Below are 23,384 nucleotides of genomic sequence, written 5' to 3'. Positions count from 1 at the left end.
CGGCCGTGGGCCGAACGATACGCCGCCAGCCTGACCTGCAAGGGTGTCGAAGGTCATGGCCGGGCGCAAGGGGGCAGGGCCGCGGCCGGAAAAAGACAGACCCGGCAAAAGCCGGGCCTGTCGGGGTGCTGCGGTTCTGGATGGATCAGAACTTGTAGGTGGCGCCCATATACATGTAACGGCCGATGTTGTCGTACATCGCTGAACCGACATCGGAGCCGAAGTAGTTCACCGGCGGGTCCTTGTCGAAGGCGTTGTCGACGCCCAGGTAGACGTCGATCTTGTCACCCGGGAAGCGGTAGCCGAACTGGAAGTTGTGGTACGTGTACGAGCCGTTGCGGATCGGACTGGTCTGTCCCGGGTTGGCCTGGTAGCTCTTCGGCTGCACACGCAGGTTCGGGCCGACGTAGGTCATGTCCCACGATGCGCGCCACTGGCCCAGCGAGTACTTGGTCTGCAACTGGCCACGCCAGCGCGGATCGGTCACCCAGGTGACGTTCTCGTCGTACTCGTTCGGGAAGGCCTGGAAGGCCCACTCGCGCGACTGCAGCAGACGGGTGCCCACCAGGCGGATGACGGTGTCACCCTCGGCCAGCTTGAAGCGGTAGTCCATTTCCAGATCGACGCCGACGCGACGCGAGCGGGCCAGGTTTTCGTTCAGCGCAACCCAGCGGCTGATCGAGTACTCCGGGAAGGTGCGGCCGCCAGCATCGGTCTTGCCGCCCACCGGTGCGCGTTCGATGAAGCCGCAGAAGCTGTTGTTGATCCCCCCCGGCGAATCCACGCAACGGGTTGCATTGGTCTGCGCGGTCACCGCACCAATGGCGTCCTTCAGACTGATCCACCAGTAGTCGACGGACATGCCGAAGCCCTGCAGGAAATCAGGCTGCCAGACCAGGCCATAGGTGAAGCTGCGTGCGCGTTCCGGCTTCAGGTCCGGATTGCCGCCGCTGACGCCCGGGCGGGTGGCAGTGTAGGTGTCGACCCAGCCGACCGGCACGCCCAGCGCCGAGCAGTTGGCCTGGCGCAGTGCCGGGTCCGCCGCGGTGTTCGGGCGGTTCGGGTTGGTGGCCAGGTAGTTGCAGGGGTCGTTGACCGTGGCGAAGTTTTCGCTCTGCGGGTTGTACAGCTCACCGATGCTCGGTGCGCGCACCGCCTGCGACAGGGTGCCGCGGGCACGCAGCGACGGGATGATGGTCCAGTCCAGGCCCACCTTCCAGGTGGTGGTCTTGCCGATGCTGCTGTAGTCCGACCAGCGGCCTGCGGCGTCCAGGGTCAGGTTGTAGATGCCCGGGATGTCGGCCAGCAGCGGCACGGTGGTTTCAACGAAGGCCTCGCGCACGTCGTACTTGCCCATGCGGTTGGGAATGGCGTTGAGGAAGGTCAGGCCCTGCGCGGCCAGCGGATCGGTGATTTCGCGGCTCTTTTCGCGGCGGTATTCGACACCACCGGCCACGCCGACGTCACCGGCCGGCAGGCTGAAGAGCGAGCCGTTGGCCAGCGACGCGCTGAACACCGACTGCTGCAGGCGCGAGTAGTTGAACGAATTGACGTTCATCCAGTCACGCGCGGCCTGGGTCACAGCTCCGTTGCCGAACACCGAGAACGGCACGCAGCCTTCGCGGGCGAACTGCGAGTACACGCGGTTGCCGTTGTTGGGATTGGTCGCGTTCGGGTTCAGCGTGGTGCGGCAGACGATCTCGCCATTGGCCGGGTTGACCACGGTATCCAGGCCGGCCTGCCAACGCTCGTTGATGCGGTTGTTGAGGTTCCAGCGCTTGACTTCGCTCTGGCCCCAATTGCCGTAAACGTCGTAGGTCCAGTTCTCGGTCAGGTTGCCTTCAATGCCCAGCACGAAGCGCTGGGTGTTGCGCTCCACGTGCTCACCACGCTGGCCGGCGTCGACGTTGAAGCGGCTCAGGGTCAGCTGGCTCAGGCCGGCGCTGGTCATCAGTGCGCGCAGTTCCGGCGACACGTAGGCGTTGTCGCGCTGGATGCGCAGGGTCTGGTCGAACGACGGCTGTGCCAGGAAGTCGGACACCGTTTCGGTGTACTTGCCCTCGAAGTACAGGCGGTGGTTGTCGGTCAGGTCGAAGTTGACGACCGTGTTGATGCTCTTGCGGTCGAACTTCGGCTGCAGGTCGGCAACCGAGTTCAGGTCGGCGAAATCACAGTTCACGCAACTGGTTGCGCTGACCACGGTGCCGTCGTAGCGCTGCTTGCGGAAGGTGCCATCCGGGTTGAACTGGTAGCGGTTGCCCCAGGTAGCCGGATTGTTCGGGTTGAAGGTACCAATGTTGAAGGTACCGCCGAAGGAGATCGAGTGGTTGCCGCCCGGGCCGGCCAGCACGGTTTCCGGGTTGCTTTCGCTGGACGGCTTGCTGCTGTCGTAGTTCGGGTTGCGCACCGACACCAGGAACTCGTTGCCGATGGCGCGGTCGGTGCGGACGAAGCGGTCCTGCTTGCTGTATTCAAGGGCGACAGCGGCGTTGCCGCGGCCACCGGCGAAGTCGGTGCCGGCCGAGGCACTGATGAAGGAACGGTTGAAGCCGCCTTCGCTGGCCATGCCGGTCTGACCGCGTACTTCAGCCCCGTCGAAGGACTTCTTCATGATGAAGTTGACCACGCCAGCCACAGCGTCGGCGCCATACACCGCCGATGCACCACCGGTGATCACTTCCACGCGCTCGATCCATTCCACCGGAATGGTGTTGACGTCCACGGCGGAGGAGCCGGAGGTTGCGCCGACGTGACGGCGGCCATTGACCAGTACCAGGGTGCGGGAGGTGCCCATGCCACGCAGGTCCATCAGACCCACACCGGCGGTGCCGATGAAGCGGGTCGAGTTGCCCAGGGTATAGGTCGGGGTCAGCGCCGGCAGGCGGGTCATCAGGTCGCCGATGTTGTTCGCACCGGTGGCACGGATTTCCTCGGCGGTGATGGCCGTAACCGGGGAGGGGGTCACGAAGCCGGTACGCGCAATGCGCGAGCCGGTCACGCTGACGCGATCGAGGTCGATCGGGTTGGAACCTGAGCTGGCTTCCTGGGCCAGGGCCGGGCCGGCAGCGGCCATCATCAGACCGACCAGCAGGGCGTTGGTCAGCGGGTGGCGGCCGGGAGTGCGGTTGTACGTCATCGAGTGGATCCCCCTAGTGGACAGAATTCTTTCGCTTCCGTGCAGTTGTTATGTTGATGTTCAGATGTCGTCCTGACTTGACGCGAACCTAACATGGTCTTAACGCAAATTGGCCATTTGCTGGGAGAGCTGACACATTCCGCATCAGTTGGCTACATAAAAGTGCAACAAATACAGCGACTTGGTATCAGTTGTAATCGCGGCATCGAGATCTTCCAGCGAATGCTGAATGGGCTGTTAAGGTCAACTTTGCGCAAAGTGGCGGTTGGCTTTGCGCGGGGAGACATGCGCGGGGGACCCGAGGGTCTCTGTGCCCGACATGCCTGTACGGTGCGTTCAGCTGCAGCAGGCCGGCGGGTCAGGGGGTGACGACCGTCCTGCAAGGCGGGACATCCCACCCGCCTGCAGCCGGCCCGGCCAGGTCGCCTTGCAGCATCACCTCAAGATTGCACGAGGCGGCGAAGCAACCCGTCCGCGAGGCATTGGATTCATCAGGCGATCAATGCTCGGGCGGGAGATCGGTAGGCCGTTCGAACGGCTTTTGAACGTAGTTGTGCTGCGCACCAATGTCGCCAACTTCCGCTGGGCTCAGAGCGTGCCTCGTGTTGCCGGCAGTGCCGCCTGACTGCGGATCAACGTGATTGCCGATGCCCCATTCCTTTCAGATCCAACGGCCTTGGGTGTCGAGCCAGGTCGGCAAGGTTTCATTCCGCGACTTTTCAGGGGGTTGTTGCAAGAAAGTAAAGATTGAAAATCCATTTCAGCGTTTTGGCCGGAAGCGGGCAAAAAAGACCCCGCCGGAGCGGGGTCCTGGTGTTCTGCAGGAACGCCCCCGCCTGGGCGGGGCGTCCAGCAGGGAGGGGCTTACTTCCTGCCGAAGTCGTACTGCGCCTGCACATAGATCGCCCGTCCGTAGGCGTTGTACAGGGAGTTGTTGTACGGCACGTCGATGTTGCCGGCATAGGAGTGCTGCTGGTTGTCCGGCACCTTGTTGAACAGGTTGTTGACCATCAGCGAGAACGTCAGGTTGTCCATCGCGCGATAGCTCACGCTCAGGTTGTAGGTGGTGTACGAGCCCCACTTGCCGGCCTTGTAGCCGGACGTCGGGTCGACAAAGTCGTAGCCGCGACCCAGGTAGGACATGTAGTTCGGCGTGCGGCCGATGTAGTTGAAGTACAGGGTGGTGGTGAACTTGTCCAACGCCCAGCCGATCGAGCCATCGGCGCGGACCTTGGCGTAGGAGTCATACACCCACATCGCGTACGGGTTGCCCAGCAGGTCCAGGAACGGATCATTGAGCTGCGGCTGCAGTTCGCGCTTGAGCATGTTGGTGTAGTTGCTGGCGAACTGCAGGGAGCCGAAGCGGCCGATGTCCTGCACGTACTTGAAGCTCGCGGTGAGCGCCTCGAGGTTCTGGCGCGCCACGTTCAGCTTTGGCGTGTAGATCTCCTCCAGGGCGCCGGTGGCGTCACGGGTGACCCAGTTGGCCACCTCGTCACAGGTGGCGCCTGCGGTGTTGGTCAGACCGTTGCGGCAGTAATACTCCGCCAGCAGCAACTGGTCGGAACTGAGGGTGTTGACCTCGTTCTTGATCTTCCAGTTGTAGTAGTCCAGCGATACCGACAGATTGTTGATCGGCGCCCACACCAGGCCGGCGTTCCACACATCGGCAGTGATCGGCTTCAGTGACGGATTGCCCGACTGCGTGCCGAACACCGACACGCTGCCATAGCGGCAGTCCACCGTGTTGGACGGATCGAAACCGAGCTGGCCGCAGCGGTAGTAGTCCTTGGAGCCATTGGCGTAATAACCGCTCTTGCCCTGGAAGGCATCGGGCAGGGACGGTGCGCGGAACGCGGTACCGTACTTGCCGCGGACCAGCAGGCTTTCGAAGGGCCGGAACTCGACGCCGATACTGTAGGTGGGCTTGTCAACGGTATTGCCGGCGATCTTGAAGTTGTCGTACCGACCCGAGGCCGTCACCGTCAGCATGTCGTGCAGTGGCAGGCGCAGTTCGCCGGTCACCGCATAGTTGCTGCGGTGGCCATTGCCGGCCACGGAGGTGGTTCCGAACACGGTGCCGTCGGTCAGGCGTACATCCGGGGTGTAGTCCCAGCCTTCACTGCCGCCCTCGACGACTGCCGCAAAGCCGGCATCACCACCGGGCAGCTTGAACAGCGAACTGTTGGTGAGCTGGGCCCGGGTCTGGGTCTGCCAGGTGCGGCTGCGGCTGGTGGTGAAACCGGTGAAGCTCTGGAACGCCCCGTCTGGCAGTCTGGAATAGAAGGCGCCCCAGTTCGGGTTGTAGATGTTGTAGCCATCATCGGTCTCGCCCAGCACCGGACCCAGCACGTTGTCGGCGAACCAGTTGTTGATCGGATCGTTCCAGCGCGCATAACCGCGCTCATTGAGCTTGTACTCGCCGCGGGTGATGCTGGCCTCGTAATCCCAGTTGCTGCCGATCGAACCGCGTGCGCCGAACGTGACCTGATAGGACTTGCTGCGGTCGGTATTCATGATGTCGCGGTAGCCACCGCCGCCGATGTCTTCGGGGGCGAACACGCGCTGCAGGCCCAGATAGCGACCGCTGGACTGATCGAAGAACGGACCCATGCTGATATCCGTGCCCCAGTAGTTGTAGCCGGCACCGGTGTTGTACTTGACGGTTTCGTAGCTGTAGAGGACATCGCCGAACAGCTGCAGGTTGTCATTCACATCGTAGGTCAGCGACGAATAGAACTGGCTGCTTTCCTTGCTGTTCTTGATCGTCTTGTAACCCGCGCCGAACGCGGAGCCGCAAGATTGTCCAGCGCGGCGTGTACCGAGGATGGTGGTGCCGTCGAACTGGCCGGCAACGCCGGCGCAGTTGTTCGGGTCCATCATCAGGAAGTCGTCGGTTTCCGCATCGAAGACCAGGAAGTCGTTCGAGGGGAGCTGGCGGGTGTAGCCCCGGGGATTGTTCTGCGTGGTGATGTCGCGCTGGTAGCCCCAGATCGGGTTGGTTTTTTCGTACTGCACGTTGACCAGTGCGCGGAAGCGGTCGTCGCGGCTGTTGAAGCCGTTGGCCGCGCTCACGCGGAAGCTGGCGCCGCCGCCATCCGAGTACGCGCCGCCACGCACGTTCAGGGTGCCGCCGTCCATGCGTTCCTTGAGGATGATGTTGACCACGCCGGCGATCGCGTCCGAACCGTAGAGCGACGACTGACCGCCAGGCAGGACTTCGATGCGGTCGACGATGTCGATCGGAATGCCACTGATGTTGTTGAACGCGTCGCTGCCGTTGTACAGCGCCGGGTAGGACAGCATCGGGCGGCCGTTGATCAGGTACTTGGTGTAGCCCGGATTCAGGCCGAACATGCCGGCCGCTTCGGCGCCCTGGGTGAACGACGCGGAGGTCTGGCCGCCCTGCAGGCCGCCGGTGGTCAGCGAGGACTGCTGCAGCACTTCGGCAACGCTGGAGAAGCCGCGCGCCTGGATCGCCTCAGCACTGATGGTCAGCACCGGCGTCTGGTTTTCGATCTGCGTCTGCGGAATCAGCGACCCGGTGACCGTGACGCGGTCAAGGTTGGTGGCCGCGCTCTTGCTTTCCTGAGCGAGCGCGACAGTGCTGGCGCTGGCAAGGAACAAGCCGCTGAGCACGGCACTGGTGAGCGGGTGGCGTGAGAACAAGAAGCGACTGCGAGACATGCGATTACTCCGTGTGATCGTAAGAACGCGTTTTCCCTTCCAGGGGCTCGGTTTCTGTTCGGCCGCGTCAACAGGTCATGCCGCGCGCGGTCGCTGAAACCTAACATGCGCTTAATTTGAAATGCACCGATTTGTAACCAAGCTTGACGAGCTTCGTCACAATTCCGTCCTCTTCTCTTTTCAAACAACAACTTGCAGATACTGTCTGGTTTTGCCGATTGTGGCGAAATGAATGTCGATCAAATGACCGTATTAATAATCGAGACATTTATTAGATTATTTTCCGGGTTGTTCATTGCCCAAAAAAAAGGCCCCGCCGAAGCGGGGCCTGGTCCAGACACTAAGTCCGGAAAACGACGGGATTACTTGCCGAAGTCGTACTTGGCCTGCACGTACACGGTGCGGCCGTAGACGTTGTACAGGTAGTTGTTGAACGGCGTGCCGGAGGTGCCCTGGTAGCTGTGGGCCTGCTGCTCGGGCATCTTGTTGAACACGTTGTTGACCATCAGCGACAGGGTCAGGTCATCCTGCGCGCGGTAGTTCACGCTCAGGTTGTACGTGGTGTACGAAGCCCACTTGCCTGCCTTGTAGCCCGACGCGGCGTGGGTGTACTCGTAGCCGTTCAGGCCTGCCAGGTAGTTCGGGGTGTGGCCGATGTAGTTCGCGTACAGCGTGGTGGTCCACTTGTCCAGCGACCAGGCCACCGACGCGTCGGAACGGACCTTGGCGTAGCTGTCGTAGTTCCACATCGACTTCGGGTTGCCCAGCAGGTCCTGGAAGTCCTCACCCGGCTGCGCCTGCACTTCACGCTTCAGCATGTTGGTGTAGTTGCCCGAGAACTGCAGCGAGCCGAAGCGGCCGATGTCCTGCAGGTACTTGAAGCCGACGGTCACGGCCTGCAGGTTCTGGCGGGCCACGTTCATCTTCGGGGTGTACAGCGAGCTCAGGTTGCCGGCCGAGTCACGGGTGACCCAGTCAGTCACGTTCTGGCAGGTGGCCGAGGAGCCGTTCGGAAGGCCGTTGCGGCAGTAGTACTCAGCCAGCAGCAGCTGGTCGGTGCTGGCCGTATCGACTTCGTTCTCGATCTTCCAGTTGTAGTAGTCGGCCGAGATCGACAGGTTCGCCATCGGCGCCCAGACGATGCCCGCGTTCCAGACGTCGGCGGTGATCGGCTCCAGGTCCGGGTTGCCGGCACGCTCGGAGTAGACCGAGACGCTGTCGGCGTAGCGGCAGGCGTCGGTGTTACCCGGGGTGTAGCCCAGCTCGCCGCAACGGTAGTAGTCGGTCGAGTTGGCAGCGTAGTAGCCGCTGCGGCCCTGGAAGGCGTCGGGCAGGGTCGGCGCGCGGAAGGCGGTGCCGTACTTGCCGCGGAACAGCAGGCTTTCGATCGGACGGAACTCAACGCCCACGCTGTAGGTGGCCTTGTCGACGGTGTTGTCGGCGATCTTGAAGGCGTCATAGCGACCGGAAGCAGTCACCGTCAGCGACTCCAGCAGCGGCATGCGCAGCTCGCTGGTCACCGCGTAGTTGCTGCGATGGCCGTTGCCGGCAACAGCCGACGAGCCCCACACATCGCCGTCCAGCAGGCGCTGGTCCGGGCTGTAGTCCCAGCCTTCGCTGCCGCCTTCGACGACCACGGCCAGGCCGGCATCACCGCCCGGAAGCGAGAACAGCGAGCCATTGGTGACCTGCGCACGTGCCAGGTTCTGCCAGGTGCGGGCATGGTTGGTGGTGTAGCCGGTGAAGCCAGCGAAATCTTCCGGCGAGATCGGCGAGTAGAACGCGCCCCAGTTGGTGTTGTAGATGCCGAAGCCATCCTTGGTGCCCAGCTGCGGGCCCAGCACCTTGTCGGCGAAGTAGCTGTTGATGGCATTGCCGAAGCGCTGGAATTTGCTTTCATCCAGGCGGTATTCGCCGCGGGTGAAGCTCAGGCTGTAGTCCCAGTTGCCGACCGCGCCCTTGCCGCCCAGGGTGACCTGGTAAGCACGGCTCTTGTCGTTGTTCAGGATGCCCTTGTAGCCTTCGCCGCCGATGTCTTCCGGAGCGAACGCGCGCTGCAGGTTGACCAGCTTGCCCGACGCCTGGTCGTAGAAGCCGCCCATGCCGCTCTTGGTGCCCCACCACAGGTAGTTCGAGCCCGAGGTGTATTCGGTCTTTTCCTTGCTGTACAGCACGTCGGCGAACAGCTGGAAGTTGTCGTTCACGTCGAAGGTCATCGACGAGTAGAACTGGCCGCTGTCCTTGCCGTTCTTCAGGGTCTTGTAGCCGGCGCCGAAGACCGAACCGCAGGACTGGCCGGTCGGGCGGTTGGCCAGCACGGTGGTGCCATCGAACTGGCCGGCGACGTTGGCGCAGTTGCTCGGGTCCATCATGTACAGCGCATTGGTCTTGGCGTCGATGACGGCGAAGTCGTTCGACGGCAGCTGTGCGGTGTAGCCGTGGGTGTTGTTCTGCTTGGTCAGGTCGCGCTGGTAGCCCCAGATCGGGTTGCTGCTTTCGATCTGCACGTTGACCAGTGCATTGAAGCGGTTGTCCAGCGCCGAGAAGCCGTGGGCGCCGCTGATGCGGAAGCTGCTGCCACCGCCTTCAGTGGTGGTGCCGCCACGCACGGACAGGCTGCCGCCTTCCATGTGGTCCTTCAGGATGATGTTGACCACGCCGGCGATCGCGTCCGAACCGTACAGGGAGGACTGGCCACCCGGCAGGACTTCGATGCGCTCGACGATGTCGATCGGAATGCCGCTGATGTTGTTGAACGCGTCGCCGCCGTTGTACAGCGCCGGGTAGGACATCATCGGGCGGCCGTTGATCAGGTACTTGGTGTACCCGGGGTTCAGGCCGAACATGCCAGCGGCTTCAGCGCCCTGGGTGAACGAGGCGGAGGTCTGGCCGCCCTGGATGCCGCCGGTGGTCAGCGAGGACTGCTGCAGCACTTCGGCGACGCTGTTGAAGCCGCGCGACTGGATGGCTTCAGCGCTGATGGTCATGACCGGGGTCTGGGTCTCAACCTGGGTCTGCGGGATCAGCGAGCCGGTGACGGTGATCTTGTCCAGGTTGGTGGCCTTGTCCTGGGCCATTGCCGGCGAGGCGGCGACCAGGGCGGAGATCAAGGCGACAGCGAGGGTGTTGCGACGTGCGGAATTGCGAAGGTCTTTCATGTAGTTCCGTTCAAAGAGCAAATACGAATACGGCACTGCGCATGCGCCATCGTGCGTGCCGTGAAACAGCGACGCAGCCCAAAACCAGTGCTTAGCGAACGTAACATGAACTTAACAACCTGTGCACGAATCTGTAGCAATCCTGAATTTCAGTCAGGCTACGTCCAGCTTGTATGATGTTGGGTTATTCCCCCCGATACCGCTGGTGCCCGTTGTGAACAGTTCTCCCCGTCGCCCCCATGCCAGCCAGGTCCAGAAGGGACTGACGCCACATGCCCGCATCCGCAATGTCATTGCGGTCGGCTCGGGCAAGGGCGGTGTCGGCAAATCCACCACGTCGGTGAACCTGGCAGTGGCGCTGCAGCAGCTGGGCGCCCGGGTGGGTGTCCTTGATGCGGACATCTACGGCCCAAGCGTGCCGGCCATGCTTGGCCTGTCAGGCCGCCCGGAAAGCCCCGACAACAAGAGCATTGAGCCGCTGCGTGCGTTCGGTGTGGATACGATGTCGATCGGCTACCTGATCGAGGAAGACACGCCGATGATCTGGCGTGGGCCGATGGCCACGTCGGCGATGACCCAGCTGTTCAACGACACCCTGTGGGACGACCTGGACTTCCTGCTGATCGACCTGCCGCCGGGTACCGGTGACATCCAGCTGACCCTGACCCAGAAGATCCCGCTGGCCGGTGCGGTGATCGTCACCACGCCGCAGGACATCGCCACGCTGGATGCGAAGAAGGCGCTGAAGATGTTCGAGAAGGTCGAGGTGCCGGTGCTGGGCATCGTCGAGAACATGGCGGTGCACACCTGCAGCAACTGTGGTCACGTCGAGCACCTGTTCGGCGAGGGCGGCGGCGAGCGCATGGCCGCGCAGTACGGTGTGCCGCTGCTGGGTTCGCTGCCGCTGCAGATCGGCATCCGCGAGCAGGGCGACGCTGGTACGCCGATCACCGTGGCGCAGCCCGATTCGGTCCCGGCCCAGGCCTACCGCCATGCCGCGCAGCGCCTGATCGAAGAAGTGGGCAAGCGCCCGCGCGCTTCGATTCCGATCCTGTCGTCGCTGCTCTGATCACAGCTGCAAAGAAAAAGCCGCCGGCGCAAGGCCGGCGGCAAGTTGGAGCGTTCCTGGAGAGGAAGCTGCTTACCAGTCGTACTGGACCTGGAAGCGGACGGCACGCGGATCGTTGAAGTACTTCGGCGTGTTGTAGTTGTAGTAGTTGCGAATGGTCGGAGCGGAGCTGGGGCGACCGTACTTGGTTTCGTACACCTGCACCGGCTTGATGTTGTTGAAGGCGTTGAGCACGGACACCTGCAGGCTCAGGCCTTCCAACCAGTTCGGCGTATAGGTGATGTTCGGGCTGACGGTGAACTGCCATGGCGTGCGGCCGGCGCTGCCGACCTTGGCGATGTCGTCTGCCGGAACCCGGCCATTGAGCTCGCAGCTGTGGAATACGCCGGAGTAGCCGTACTCGGTGTCGAAGCTGCCATAGCCGCCGCCGAGGCAGCTCTTCGGTGCGCCGGACTGCGCCAGGATGTTCACGCCGACCGACCACTCGTCGGTGAACTTGTAACCACCAAACAGCTTGATGCTGTGGCGATGGTCGTTGAACAGGTAGCCGTCCGAGCCATACATGATCTCGGCGAAGTCGAAGTCCGACGTGGTGCCGGTGTCATCCTGGCCGTTGGTGCTCTTGACCAGGCCTTCATAGTTGCCTTCCAGCTTGGACCAGGTGTAAGAGAAGCTGGCATACCAACGTTCGGTCTGCTTGTCGGCGCTGAGGGTGACGGCCTTGTACGTACGCTTGGCCTTCGGACCGAGGCTGGCGCCCGGAACAGTGATCTCTTCCGCCGTACCGTTGCCATCCACATCAAGGGTGACCTTCAGGTCGCTACCCGGGTTGTAGATCCAGCAGCCGGGCAGGCCTTCCGGCACGGTCCACGGGTCGGACCAGTTGGACAGGTCATAGCCTGCGGCAGCTGCGGCGTTGTACAGCGAGCGCGAGTCGCAGGTGTCGTCGATCACCTTGTTGGCGCGGCGATAGGTCGCCTTGATGCCAACGGTCCAGTCGTTGAAGAAATCGATCGACGAGCTGACCTGCTGCTGGTAACCGATGATCAGTTCGTCCTGGGTGTAAGGCTTCAGGCCCTTGGACGCGACTGCGCGCGGATCCGGAGTGACGCCGCTTTCGCCATTGACCACGGAGTCGTTCGCACCATCCTCGAAACTGCCGGTGACGTTCGGAGCGCCATTGGCGCCGATGCCGTCGTAGGTGTAGTACTGGTCCAGGTAGTAGGAGGCGCTGGCTGCGCGCAGTGCCACGTTTGCCGCGATCGGCAGCGAGTACCGGCCCACCGAAGCGAACAGCTTGCTGCGACCATCACCCAACAGGTCCCACGAGAAGCCAAAACGCGGCTGCCAGATGTCGTCCTGCTTGACGAACGTTGCACCGTCGGAGTTCTTGTTGTTGAACGAATCGTTACGAATGCCGCCGTACAGCATGAAGTTGTCGGTGATCTGCCAGTTGTCCTGCAGATACCACGACTTCTGCTTGATCTCGATCGAACCACCGTTGCGGAAGTTCACGAGATTGGCGTAGTCGTCGAACAGGTACCAAAGTGCTCCGCCCGAGTACGAGGTGCCCTGCACGGACGTCCATTTTTCATCGCTGTAACCAAAGCCGACCTTGTGGTCGCCCAGCTGCCAGTCGAAGTCGAGGCGAGTGCCCTTGCGTTCGTTGCGGCCGCCGAAGATACCGACGGTGCTGGCAACCGCACAGCCGATCTGGCGGCCGGTGCCGCCGGTGGCCGAGCGGTAGTCCAGCACATAGGGGCACGCACCCTGCGGGCTGTTGATGTCACCGTTGTAGGCATCAAAGACGCCATCGGCGCTGATGGTGTGTTCCGATGAACGATTGCGCATCTGCCCGTACTGCAGGGATGCGGTCAGGTTCTCGGTGAGATAGCTGGTCCACTTGAAGACGTCGGTCTGGCCGCCGCTCTTGCCGATCAACTGGCCCAGGTCGCCGGTCTTGGCCGGTTCGCCACCAGCGTTGGGGCTGTCATAGGCCGCAGTGTAGTAGTCATAGGAGTAACGACGGCTGTTGTCGAAGCCGGTGTACTCCAGGTGGTTGTTCTCGTTGAGGTACCAGTCGACCTTCAACAGCCAGTAAGGCGTCTTCGACTCATAGTCATAGGCGCTGGTCGACAATGCCGCAGCCGACGGCGGACGGCCGTTGGTGGTGTACTGGGAGCCGCGGTTGCCGAAGTTGCCGGTCTTGGAGTTGCTGAACTGGCCCATCGCGAACACGAACAGCTTGTCCTCGATCAACGGACCGCCAGCCCAGACGCTGTACACGTTGGAGCTGCTGCTGTTCTTGTCGTACGAACGGAACAGCGAGCCATCGCTGTAGTAGGTGTCCGGAGCCTTTTCACGCAGCGAGTCCGGGGTGCCGGTCCAGCTGAAACCACCCTTCCATTCGTTGGTGCCGCGCTTGACGTTGACGCTGGTCACGCCACCGGTGGAGAAACCGTACTGAGCACCATAGCCGCCGGTCTGCACGTCCAGCTGATCGATGGCCTGGTACGGGATCTCCGAGAAGGACAGGCTGTCATACAGATTGGTGACGTTGAATCCGTTGACGTAGTAGCTGTTTTCCGCAGCCGACGCGCCACCGAACGAGGCTGGGCCGAAATAGCCGCTCGATGCGACGGTGCCCGGGGTCAGCAGCGAGACGCTGGTGATATCGCGGGCGACCGGCAATGAATTGAGCTTGTCGGCAGTGAAGGTGGTACGCGATTCAACGCTGCCCAGGTCGATCGTGTTGGCCGCGCCCAGGGCGCGCACGTTGACGGTATCCAGCGATGTTGCACCGCTGCTGTTCGCCGAGGCGAATGTCGCGAACGACTGTTGTCCGGCGACCACGGTGACGCGGGTGGTCGCAACCGGATTTCCACCACTGACCGTGGTGACCTCATAAGTGCCGGTCGGCAATTGGGAGATGCGGAAACGGCCATCCGCGCTGACGTTCGCCTCGCGGGTGGCGCCGGAAGACAGGCTCTTGACCTGCACTTTGTCAGCCGACGTAGCGGTACCGACGATGTCGCCGGAAGTGCTCTGCGCATAGCTGGTGCCGGCGATGGCTCCCAGGACCATGGCCAGAGCGGTGCGCTTCAGACTGCGTCCATTGAAGTTCAGATTCATCGTGTTCCTTTGCGGTTGCAGAGGGAAATCGGTTGGGCTCAAAGGACCTGAACGAATTGTTCAGGATGAATGAAACCGTAACGATCAATCTTTCCTCATGCAACGTTCATCCGGCGCTCATGTCACCAAGGAGGCCGACTGGTGGCTTCATGTATTTGAATTTCAAGAAAAAATATTTTTATGTCGACATGTGTCATTGCAAACATGCTGATTGGATTTGACATAAATATGTGCTAACTGATTTAACTCGGTCGGCCTGGTCTCATTTGTTATTCATCCTGCGTGTGCGTCTTTTCGCTCCGACGGCGCATGACAATGGAAACGGCGCGCCAATCCGCATCATGGCCGGCACAGCCGGCCCGCCTGTAGAATCGCCGCCTCGGGCGCAGCCCGTTTCCCCCTCGTTCAACAGGACAGAGCATGAGCATCAAGAGTGACCGTTGGATCCGCCGCATGTCCGAGCAGCACGGCATGATCGAGCCGTTCGAGGCAGGGCAGGTCAAGCAGGCCAACGGCGAACGCATCGTCAGCTATGGCACGTCCAGCTATGGCTATGACGTGCGCTGCTCGCGCGAGTTCAAGGTGTTCACCAACATCAACTCGACCATCGTCGATCCCAAGCGCTTCGACTCGGGCAGCTTCGTCGACATCACCGCCGACGAGTGCATCATTCCGCCGAACAGCTTCGCGCTGGCGCGTACCGTTGAATACTTCCGCATTCCGCGCGACACCCTGGTGGTGTGCCTGGGCAAGAGCACCTACGCGCGCTGCGGCATCATCGTCAACGTGACCCCGCTGGAGCCGGAGTGGGAAGGCCACGTGACCCTTGAGTTCAGCAACACCACGCCGCTGCCGGCGCGCATCTATGCCAACGAAGGCGTCGCACAGATGTTGTTCTTCCAGGCGGCGGCCGATGACGTCTGCGAGACGTCGTATCGTGACCGTGGTGGCAAGTACCAGGGCCAGACCGGCGTGACCCTGCCGCGGACCTGAAGGCTGTCGGCAGCTTGTGGGGCCGGGCGATGCTCGGCCTGACGTCAAGGCAGCCGAGCATGGCCCGGCTCTACATGAAGAAGGCGGCGCAATGCGCCGCCTTCTTCATTTCCCGCGGCCGAACAGCATCGCGATACCGACACCCACCAGCGCCACCGGCCACCAGGTCAGCAGCAGCTTGGACAGGTTCAGGTGCGTCCAGCCGAGGTTGCTGGCGAGCATGAACAGACCGATCAGGATCAGCAGGATGGCGGCAACGAGGTTGAATCGCATCGGGTCGGCGAACGCTCAGGAGTGGGCCGGATATCCTAGCCGTTCCTTCCAGTAGGCGACATGCTGGTCCAGCGCGGCCGGCTCGTAGCGGTGCGCCGGCCCGCTGCCCCAGACCGGGCCGGGCCAGGCCGGGTCGCCATCGTGACGCCCGATCACGTGGAAGTGCAGCTGGCGCACGATGTTGCCCAGCGCGCCGATGTTGATCTTCTCCACGCCGTCGGAGCCCTTCAGGGCCTTGCAGGCGCGGTTGAGCTCGGTGCGCAGCTTGTCCTGCTGCTCGCCGTCCAGCTCGATCCACTCGGTCACCCCGGCCAGACGCGGCACGAGTACCAGCCAGGGGAATCGTTCGTCGTTCATCAGCCGCACTTGCGACAACGGTCCTTCCGCCACCAGCACGCTATCGGTGGCCAGGCGTGAATCGAGTTCGAAATCGCTCATCCAAGATGCTCCGAGAAGAAGTCCAGGGTGCGTTGCAGCGCCAGGGCGGCGCTGTCTGGATCATACGCATGTCCGACCTCCCGGTTGAAGGCGTGATCGGCCGGATAGACGTGGGTGGCCATCTGCGGCAGCTTCTCCCGGTGGGCCCGCACGGCCTCCGGCGGGATGCTGCGGTCCTGGGCGCCAAAGTGGAAAATCACCGGGGCCTTGGGCGTCTCATCCAGGAACTGGACGTTGCGCGCACCGTAGTAGCTGACCGAGGGCAGGCCCAGGCGCAGCGCGGACAGCATCGCTACCGTGCCGCCCCAGCAGTAGCCGACGGTGCCGACCTTGCCGTAGGGGGCCAGCCGGGTGGCCGCCGCGCGGACCACTTCCAGCGCCTTCTCCATGCCCAGCGCGCTCACCCGTTCCAGGCCCTGCTTCACGCCGTCGGCGTCATAGGGCAGGGCATCCGGATCGGCTTCTGCGCCATCAACCAGGTCGAAGAAGGACGGCGCCAGCACCGCGTAGCCTTCGGCCGCGAAGCGCTCGGCTACGCCGCGGATGTGCGGGTTGGCGCCGAAAATTTCCTGCACCACCACCAGCCCGCCGCGCGGGGTGCCTTCAGGGAGGGCCTGCCAGGCCCGTACCGCGCCGTGGTGCGTATCCAGGGTGATCCACTCGGCCATTGCTTCTACCTCATTGCGGGAACAGACCCGCATTGTCGGTGCTGCGCGGGTTAGCGCGGTGTCAGCGGCTGTGCGTGATCGGGCGGCTGGCCATTCAGAGCGAGGTCGCCAACCCCGGTATACTGGCGCCCTTTCAGGCCCCGGCCCCCAGGAACCCCTGCCACGCCGGCAGGGGCCCAGGCCCCCAGAGTCCCGCGATTCCATGTCCCAGCTGAACCCCAAAGTCGGCTTCGTCAGCCTTGGCTGCCCGAAGGCCCTTGTCGATTCCGAACGCATCCTTACCCAGCTCCGCTCGGAAGGCTACGACATCGTCCCGTCCTACGATTCGGCCGATGTGGTGGTGGTCAACACCTGTGGCTTCATCGATTCGGCGGTGACCGAGTCGCTGGACGCGATCGGCGAGGCGATGAGCCAGAACGGCAAGGTCATCGTCACCGGCTGCTTGGGCAAGCGCCCTGAGCAGATCCGCGAGGCGTACCCCAACGTGCTGGCAGTGTCCGGCCCGCAGGACTACCAGAGCGTGATGGAAGCGGTGCATGAAGCATTGCCGCCCAAGCACGATCCGTTCGTGGACCTGGTGCCCGACTACGGTATCAAGCTGACTCCGCGCCATTACGCGTACCTGAAGATTTCCGAAGGCTGCAACCACAAGTGCAGCTTCTGCATCATTCCGTCGATGCGAGGCAAGCTGGTCTCGCGCCCGGTGGATGAGGTGCTGCGCGAAGCCGAGCGCCTGGTGCGTGGCGGCGTGCGCGAGCTGCTGGTGGTTTCGCAGGACACCTCGGCCTACGGCGTGGACGTGAAGTACGCCGAAAAGATGTGGCGCAACAAGGCCTACCAGACCCGCCTGAAGGCGCTGTGCGAAGGCCTGTCCGAGCTGGATGCGTGGGTGCGCATGCACTACGTCTACCCGTACCCGCACGTGGACGAAGTGGTGCCGCTGATGGCCGAGAACCGCATCCTGCCGTACCTGGACATCCCGTTCCAGCACGCCAGCCCGCGCATCCTGCGGCTGATGAAGCGCCCCGGTGCGGTCGAGAAGACCCTGGAGCGCGTGCAGAACTGGCGCCGTATCGCGCCGGACATCACCGTGCGCTCGACCTTCATCGTCGGCTTCCCGGGCGAGACCGAATCCGAGTTCGAAGAGCTGCTGTCGTTCCTTGACGAAGCGCAGTTGGACCGCGTGGGCGCGTTCGCCTATTCGCCGGTTGAAGGTGCCACCGCCAACGATCTGCCCGATGCGGTGCCGGAAGAGGTGAAGCAGGAACGCCTGGCCCGCTTCATGGAAAAGCAGGCGCAGATTTCCGCTGCGCGACTGGAAGCCAAGATCGGCACCGTGCAGCAGTGCCTGGTCGATGCCATCGAAGGCGATATCGCCGTAGCCCGCTCCAAGGCCGATGCCCCGGAGATCGACGGCCTGGTGCACATCCAGAATGCCGACCAGGTGCCGCTGCGCGTGGGCGAGTTCGTGGACGTGGAAATCACCGAGAGCGACGAGCACGACCTGTACGGTGATGCGCTCGCCGCCGCCGCCCGCCCGGCATTCGATCTCAAGATGCTGTGACCGCAGCGACGACCGCCGCCGGTGACGGCAGCGGCGCCCGCCGCTTCGTGCCGCCGCCGCGTGCGGCGGTCGATCCGCAGGTGTTCGCGCACCCGGTGTTTGCCGGATTGCGCGACGTTCGTGACCTGCTGGCCAGCCCGGAGTGGCCGTCCATTGCAGCGCTCGAGACACGCCTCGCGCTGCCCGGCAAGCACTTGATCGAGCAGGATGCCACGCTGCTGGCCGACGGCCTGCACTACGAGGCCCGCATCGCACAGGGGCGCATCGCCACCCGCGCCGACAACTGGCATGACCTGTTCAACGCACTGGTGTGGGCTCGTTACCCGCAGCTCAAGCAGGCGCTCAACGTGCAGCAGTGCAGGCATATCGCATCCATGCCGCCGGGCCAGCGCAATCGCGCGCAGGCGGCACTGACCCAGTTCGACGAGACCGGCGTGATCGTGCGCGTACGCCATCACACGCTGCTGGCCGCCTGGGATGCGCACGACTGGCCTGCACTGTTCGAATCGAGATACTGGCTGAGCGGCGACATCGCCATCGCTGCGGTGTTCGGGCACGCGCTGATGGAGCAGGCACTGCTGCCGGGGCGCCGGCTGGTGGGAAAGTGCGTGGTGGTGCGCGGCGAAATCGATGGTGCCTGCGTTGACGCAGTGACCGCGGCCATTGCCGAGGGCAGTGCAGTGACCGATCCCTTGCAGTTGCGTCCGCTGCCGTTGGCTGGAGTTCCGGGCTGGCACGACGGACAGGACGCCGCCTTCTATGCAGATGCCGAGTACTTCCGCCCGCTGCGCGCCGGCCGCCAGTACCCGCCGCCGTTGCACGGCGCCATGTAGAGTCGACTGTCAGTCGACCGTTCTTCGTTCCGAGGCTGTGAACGCCTGACAGATGGCTTCGGCGAGTCATCAACCGCGACGAGGATCGCGGTGCGTTTGCCGTCCGGCTGCGGAGGTTTGTGCCGCGCTTCGCGCGGTAGTCGACTGACAGTCGACTCTACAACGGCTCGTACTCCACCCCGATTACCGCAAAGGTGAACTGGCCGCCGGGCAGTTCCACCGAGAATTCATCATCCAGCCGCTTCTTCAGCAGCGCACGCGCCAGCGGCGAATCGATGCTGATCCAGCCCAGGCCTGCGTCGGTCTCATCCGGGCCGACAATGCGATAGCGGCTGGTGTCGCCACTGTCCACGTTCTCCAGTTCCACCCACGCGCCGAAGAACACCGCCTGCGGATCGGTCGGCGTGGTGTCGACCACGCGCAGCGATTCCAGCCGCTTGGTCAGATAGCGCACGCGGCGGTCGATCTCGCCCAGCTGCTTCTTGCGATAGGTGTACTCGGCGTTTTCCGAACGGTCGCCCTCTGCGGCGGCCGCGGCCAGTGCCTTCACCACCTCGGGGCGCCGCACACGCCACAGGTCATCCAGTTCGGCCTTCAATCGGGCGTGGCCGGAGGCGGTGATCAGGGCGGTACTCTTTTCTGCTGGGGGACGCCAACGCGACATGTGGAGCGACTTCTTTTCTGGATGACGAACGGGGGAGCGGGGTCGGAGCCCGCCCTGGCGGGTGGGCTCCGACCCCAGTAGCGGCAGGTCAGCGCTTGCCGCCGAAGATGCCGCCCAGCAGGCCGCGCACGATCTGGTTGCCCAGCTTGGTGCCAACGGTACGCGTGGTCTGCTTGGCCATGGTTTCGATCATGCCCTGGCGGCGCTTGGTGCCGAAGATCGCATCCTTGATCGCCTGGCCGAAACCGCCTTCCTGCGCTTCGTCCTGCTCACGGCTGCGCGCGGCCGGCGCCTGCGCCTGTTCGACGGTCTTCTGCGCACGCTGGGCCAGCAGTTCGGCGGCCGATTCGCGGTTGATCGCGGTGTCGTAGCGGCTGCCGACCGGGCTGCCGGCACGCACCTGGGCACGCTCGGCCTCGGTGATCGGCCCCATCCGGCAGCGCGGCGGTGCAATCATCGTCTGCTGCACCGGCATCGGCACGCCCTTGTCCTGCAGCGTGGAGACCAGCGCTTCGCCGGTGCCGAGCTGGCTCAGTACCTTGGCCACGTCCAGCTTCGGGTTCGGCACGAAGGTTTCAGCCGCGGTCTTCACTGCCTTCTGGTCGCGCGGGGTGAATGCACGCAGCGCATGCTGCACGCGGTTGCCCAGCTGGCCGAGGATGTTGCCCGGCACGTCATCAGGGAACTGCGAGCAGAAGTACACGCCCACGCCCTTGGAGCGGATCAGGCGCACCACCTGCTCGATGCGCTGCACCAGCGAGGCCGGTGCGTCGTCGAACAGCAGGTGGGCCTCGTCGAAGATGAAGACCAGCTTCGGCTTGTCCAGGTCGCCCACTTCCGGCAGCTGCTCGAACAACTCCGACAGCAGCCACAGCAGGAAGGTCGAATACAGCTTGGGCTTGAGCACCAGCTGGTCGGCGGCGAGGATGCCGATCACGCCGCGGCCGTCGTGATTGACCCGCATGATGTCGGCCAGTTCCAGGGCCGGCTCACCGAAGAAGTTCTCGCCGCCATCCTGCGCCAGGCGCAGCACCGAACGCTGGATCGCAGCGATGGACTGCGCGCTGACCAGGCCGTATTCGGTGGAGATGTCCTTGCGCTCCTCGGCCACCAGGCCAAGCAGGGCGCGCAGGTCGTCCATGTCCAGCAGCAGCAGGCCACGGTCGTCGGCCAGCTTGAACACGATGTCTAGCACGCCGGACTGGGTGTCGTTCAACTCGAGGATGCGCGCCAGCAGGGTCGGGCCCATCTCGCTGACCGTGGTGCGCACCGGGTGACCCAGCTTGCCGTACAGGTCCCAGAAAAGGGTCGGGCTGGCGGCCGGCGCGTAGTCGGCCACGCCGATCTCGGCGGCGCGCTTGAGCAGGTTCTCGGCGCCGGTGCCGGGCACGGCCAGGCCGGAGACATCGCCCTTCACATCGGCCAGGAATACCGGCACGCCCAGTCGCGAAAAGCCCTCGGCCAGCGTCATCAGGGTCACGGTCTTGCCGGTACCGGTGGCGCCGGCCACCAGGCCGTGGCGGTTGCCCAGTTTCGGCAGCAGGGTGACGGCAATATCGTCGGTAATGCCTTTGCCGAGCAGAATCGGATCCATGGTCCAGCCCTTGTGGTGAATAGCCCAATGTTAACCGCCGGCGGTGACGGTCCGAAGGTCGGCTTGCCCGGACCTTGGCGGCGCCGCTACTCTGCCTGCCTGTTTCGCACACAGTGCCATCAATGCCCGTTCCTGTCCTGATTTCCCGCGGTTGGCCGCTGCTGGCCCTGGCCGGCCTGGTTTCCCTGGCACCCGACGCCCATGCACAGCGGGTCTCGGCCCGGGACAAGGTGAAGGTGGATGCGCTGCAGCAGCGCATGACCGCCGCCGAGAAGCGCTACAGCGACGCTCTGCTGCTGGTCGCCAACGCCGACCCCAAGGGCAGCAACGAGGCCGATGCCGCGCTGGAGGACATGGAAGATGTCCTCAACGACTGCGTGAAGCAGAAGGGCTGCCAGATGGGCACGCTGCTGGCCAGCTACAAGCGCCTGCTCAAGCACGACGCCGATGCGGCCGCCAGCGATGACGTCGCCGACGAGGGCGGTGACCGCCTGGAAGCCGACCCCGACCACATCGGCCCGCTCACCGCCGACGTGCCCGAAGCCGCCCGCGCCGCCGCGCTGCTCAACGACAAGCGGCACGCCTTCGACAGCATGGTCGAATACAACCCGGCCGTGCAGGCCGGTATTCGCCGCTGGCTGACCGACATGCGCCCGGCGCTGCTGACCAGCTACGAGAACTACCAGAACCTGCGCGCGGTGATGTGGCCGGAGTGGGAGAAGCGTGGCCTGCCCGAGGCGTTGCTGTTCGGCATCATGGCCAAGGAATCCAACGGCCGCGTACATGCCTCCTCGCGCGCGGGCGCGGCGGGCCTGATGCAGTTCATGCCGGCCACCGGCCGCCGCTTCGGCCTCGGCCCGGACGGCACCGGCTTCGATACGCGCTTCGATGCACGCAGCGCCGCCGAGGCCAGCGCCAGCTATCTCAACGAACGCCTGCGCGAACTGAACAACAACGTGGAAATGTCGGTGGCCGCCTACAATGGTGGTGAAGGCCGTGCGGCGCGCGTGTTCAAGCAGAGCGGCGGGCAGAGCTTCTGGACCGACAGCGTCTACAACCAGTTCCCCGGCGAGACCAAGGACTACGTGCCGATGGTGATCGCCGCGGCCTGGATCTTCCTGCACCCGCAGCAGTACGGCGTGGAGTTCCCGAAGATCAGCGCCCAGCCGGCCACGCTGCGCCTTGCCAAGTCCACCACCATCTACGAACTGACCATCTGCCTGGGCAGCCACGGTACGCGCGATGGCTACATGCGCGCGCTGCGCAACCTCAACCCGCGCTATGAAGCCGATGGCTGGATTCCGGCCGGTACGCTGATCAACGCTACCACCCGCATCGCCGGCCTGTACCAGCGCAACTGTGTCAGTGGCCCGCGCGCCGACCTGGCCCGCACCCTGATCACCGCCGATCTGAATGCGGCGATCAAGCGCCCGACTGCGGCCAGCTACACCGGCAGCGTGGCGGTGGGTGGTGTGGTGCCGGTGGCCGACGCGGCCGCATCCACCAGCGTGCCGACCGCACCGGTGGCTGCGGTGGCGGCGCCGCGCCCGGCACCGGCCGCCCGGCCGAAACCGGTGCGCAGCCACAAGGTGGGCAAGGGCGAAACCCTGGGTGCCATCGCGGCGAAGTTCCAGTGCGACGTGCCGACCCTGGCCCGCGCCAACGGCCTGAAAGCCCCGGCCTACAGCCTGCGCCATGGCCAGACGCTGAAGCTGCAGGGCTGCGACAAGTAATCCCCCGACCCCTGGAATCCGCATGGACCTTGAAGACACCCGCAACCTGTTCGCCAACCTCCGCGAAAACACCGACTGGGACATCACCGGCCCGTTGCTGTGGGGGTATTTCTTCGTGCACTCCAGCGCCGAGCCGCTGCAGGCACTGGCAGAGCACCTGCAGGGGCAGGGCTATACCTTCGTGGAACTGTTCGAGCAGGAGCCGGAAGAGGGCGATGCGCCGTTCCACGTGCTGCACGTGGAGCGCGTGGAAATCCACGACGAAGCCTCGCTGGACCGTCGCAACCAGGAGTTCGCGGCGCTGGCCGCGGAGAAGGGCGTGGAAGACTACGACGGCATGGACGTCGGCCCGGCCCCGGCCCTGCAGTAACGCGCTTCTGGCTGTAGAGCCGAGCCCATGCTCGGCTTCCTTTGCCCACAGAAATGCATGACCGGTTGCAGC

15 protein-coding genes are annotated in these 23,384 nt (G+C 63.9%); 6 read left to right on the top strand and 9 right to left on the bottom strand.

Annotated features, from left to right (window positions below):
- Nucleotides 1-145 precede the first annotated feature (145 nt).
- The 3 genes from R1H25_RS10435 to R1H25_RS10425 form a co-directional block, all read right to left on the bottom strand.
- A complete protein-coding gene (locus tag R1H25_RS10435; RefSeq protein ID WP_373695560.1) occupies nt 146-3,136 on the bottom strand; it encodes a TonB-dependent receptor domain-containing protein in 2,991 nt (996 codons plus the stop codon).
- An 864-nt stretch (nt 3,137-4,000) separates the two neighbouring features.
- Nucleotides 4,001-6,823, bottom strand: coding sequence for a TonB-dependent receptor domain-containing protein (locus tag R1H25_RS10430; protein WP_057501225.1), 2,823 nt, complete (start codon nt 6,821-6,823; stop codon nt 4,001-4,003).
- Nucleotides 6,824-7,185: 362 nt separating this feature from the next.
- Nucleotides 7,186-9,981 carry a TonB-dependent receptor domain-containing protein gene (locus tag R1H25_RS10425; RefSeq protein WP_049447717.1) on the bottom strand — a complete coding sequence of 932 codons (2,796 nt, stop codon included), beginning with the start codon at nt 9,979-9,981 and terminating at the stop codon, nt 7,186-7,188.
- Between the two features lie 214 nt (nt 9,982-10,195).
- On the opposite strand from R1H25_RS10425, the gene apbC reads away from it, so the two are divergent.
- The gene (gene apbC, locus R1H25_RS10420) at nt 10,196-11,050 is read left to right on the top strand and encodes an iron-sulfur cluster carrier protein ApbC (RefSeq protein WP_049447715.1); all 855 of its coding nucleotides are present in this window, start codon (nt 10,196-10,198) and stop codon (nt 11,048-11,050) included.
- Between the two features lie 72 nt (nt 11,051-11,122).
- Here apbC and R1H25_RS10415 read toward each other — a convergent pair whose 3' ends face one another.
- A complete protein-coding gene (locus R1H25_RS10415; protein WP_049447713.1) occupies nt 11,123-14,182 on the bottom strand; it encodes a TonB-dependent receptor in 3,060 nt (1,019 codons plus the stop codon).
- Between the two features lie 420 nt (nt 14,183-14,602).
- On the opposite strand from R1H25_RS10415, the gene dcd reads away from it, so the two are divergent.
- On the top strand, nt 14,603-15,175 hold the full coding sequence (dcd, locus tag R1H25_RS10410; protein ID WP_049447712.1) for a dCTP deaminase: 573 nt from the start codon (nt 14,603-14,605) through the stop codon (nt 15,173-15,175).
- Nucleotides 15,176-15,280: 105 nt separating this feature from the next.
- Here dcd and R1H25_RS10405 read toward each other — a convergent pair whose 3' ends face one another.
- From R1H25_RS10405 to R1H25_RS10395, 3 genes are read right to left on the bottom strand one after another with little or no spacing between them, the layout of a single operon-like run.
- On the bottom strand, nt 15,281-15,448 hold the full coding sequence (locus tag R1H25_RS10405; RefSeq protein ID WP_005410498.1) for a LiaI-LiaF-like domain-containing protein: 168 nt from the start codon (nt 15,446-15,448) through the stop codon (nt 15,281-15,283).
- A gap of 15 nt (nt 15,449-15,463) precedes the next feature.
- Nucleotides 15,464-15,886 (bottom strand): HIT domain-containing protein, encoded by a 423-nt coding sequence (locus tag R1H25_RS10400; RefSeq protein WP_049447711.1) that lies wholly within the window; start codon nt 15,884-15,886, stop codon nt 15,464-15,466.
- Complete coding sequence (locus R1H25_RS10395; protein ID WP_317223531.1) at nt 15,883-16,554, bottom strand: dienelactone hydrolase family protein; 672 nt, start codon at nt 16,552-16,554, stop codon at nt 15,883-15,885. Before R1H25_RS10395 ends, R1H25_RS10400 begins: the two co-directional genes overlap by 4 nt.
- A 202-nt stretch (nt 16,555-16,756) precedes the next feature.
- On the opposite strand from R1H25_RS10395, the gene rimO reads away from it, so the two are divergent.
- Both rimO and R1H25_RS10385 read left to right on the top strand, forming a co-directional pair.
- On the top strand, nt 16,757-18,118 hold the full coding sequence (rimO, locus tag R1H25_RS10390) for a 30S ribosomal protein S12 methylthiotransferase RimO (RefSeq protein WP_317223530.1): 1,362 nt from the start codon (nt 16,757-16,759) through the stop codon (nt 18,116-18,118).
- Nucleotides 18,115-18,951 (top strand): DUF3025 domain-containing protein, encoded by an 837-nt coding sequence (locus tag R1H25_RS10385; protein WP_317223529.1) that lies wholly within the window; start codon nt 18,115-18,117, stop codon nt 18,949-18,951. Before rimO ends, R1H25_RS10385 begins: the two co-directional genes overlap by 4 nt.
- Before the next feature lie 157 nt (nt 18,952-19,108).
- Here R1H25_RS10385 and greB read toward each other — a convergent pair whose 3' ends face one another.
- Together greB and R1H25_RS10375 are read right to left on the bottom strand one after the other, a co-directional pair.
- On the bottom strand, nt 19,109-19,615 hold the full coding sequence (greB, locus tag R1H25_RS10380; RefSeq protein WP_049447706.1) for a transcription elongation factor GreB: 507 nt from the start codon (nt 19,613-19,615) through the stop codon (nt 19,109-19,111).
- An 88-nt stretch (nt 19,616-19,703) separates the two neighbouring features.
- Nucleotides 19,704-21,209 (bottom strand): helicase HerA-like domain-containing protein, encoded by a 1,506-nt coding sequence (locus tag R1H25_RS10375; RefSeq protein WP_049447705.1) that lies wholly within the window; start codon nt 21,207-21,209, stop codon nt 19,704-19,706.
- Nucleotides 21,210-21,331: 122 nt separating this feature from the next.
- Here R1H25_RS10375 and R1H25_RS10370 point away from each other — a divergent pair, with 122 nt between their 5' ends.
- Both R1H25_RS10370 and R1H25_RS10365 read left to right on the top strand, forming a co-directional pair.
- On the top strand, nt 21,332-22,942 hold the full coding sequence (locus tag R1H25_RS10370) for a transglycosylase SLT domain-containing protein (protein WP_317223528.1): 1,611 nt from the start codon (nt 21,332-21,334) through the stop codon (nt 22,940-22,942).
- Between the two features lie 22 nt (nt 22,943-22,964).
- The gene (locus tag R1H25_RS10365) at nt 22,965-23,312 is read left to right on the top strand and encodes a ribonuclease E inhibitor RraB (protein WP_317223527.1); all 348 of its coding nucleotides are present in this window, start codon (nt 22,965-22,967) and stop codon (nt 23,310-23,312) included.
- Nucleotides 23,313-23,384: the final 72 nt, after the last annotated feature.

Origin of the sequence: Stenotrophomonas veracruzanensis (genome assembly GCF_032911525.1) — a bacterium.
Taxonomy (GTDB): domain Bacteria; phylum Pseudomonadota; class Gammaproteobacteria; order Xanthomonadales; family Xanthomonadaceae; genus Stenotrophomonas; species Stenotrophomonas africana.
Note: the sequence above shows the minus strand (reverse complement) of the source record. Positions and strands in the feature narration are given on the sequence as shown.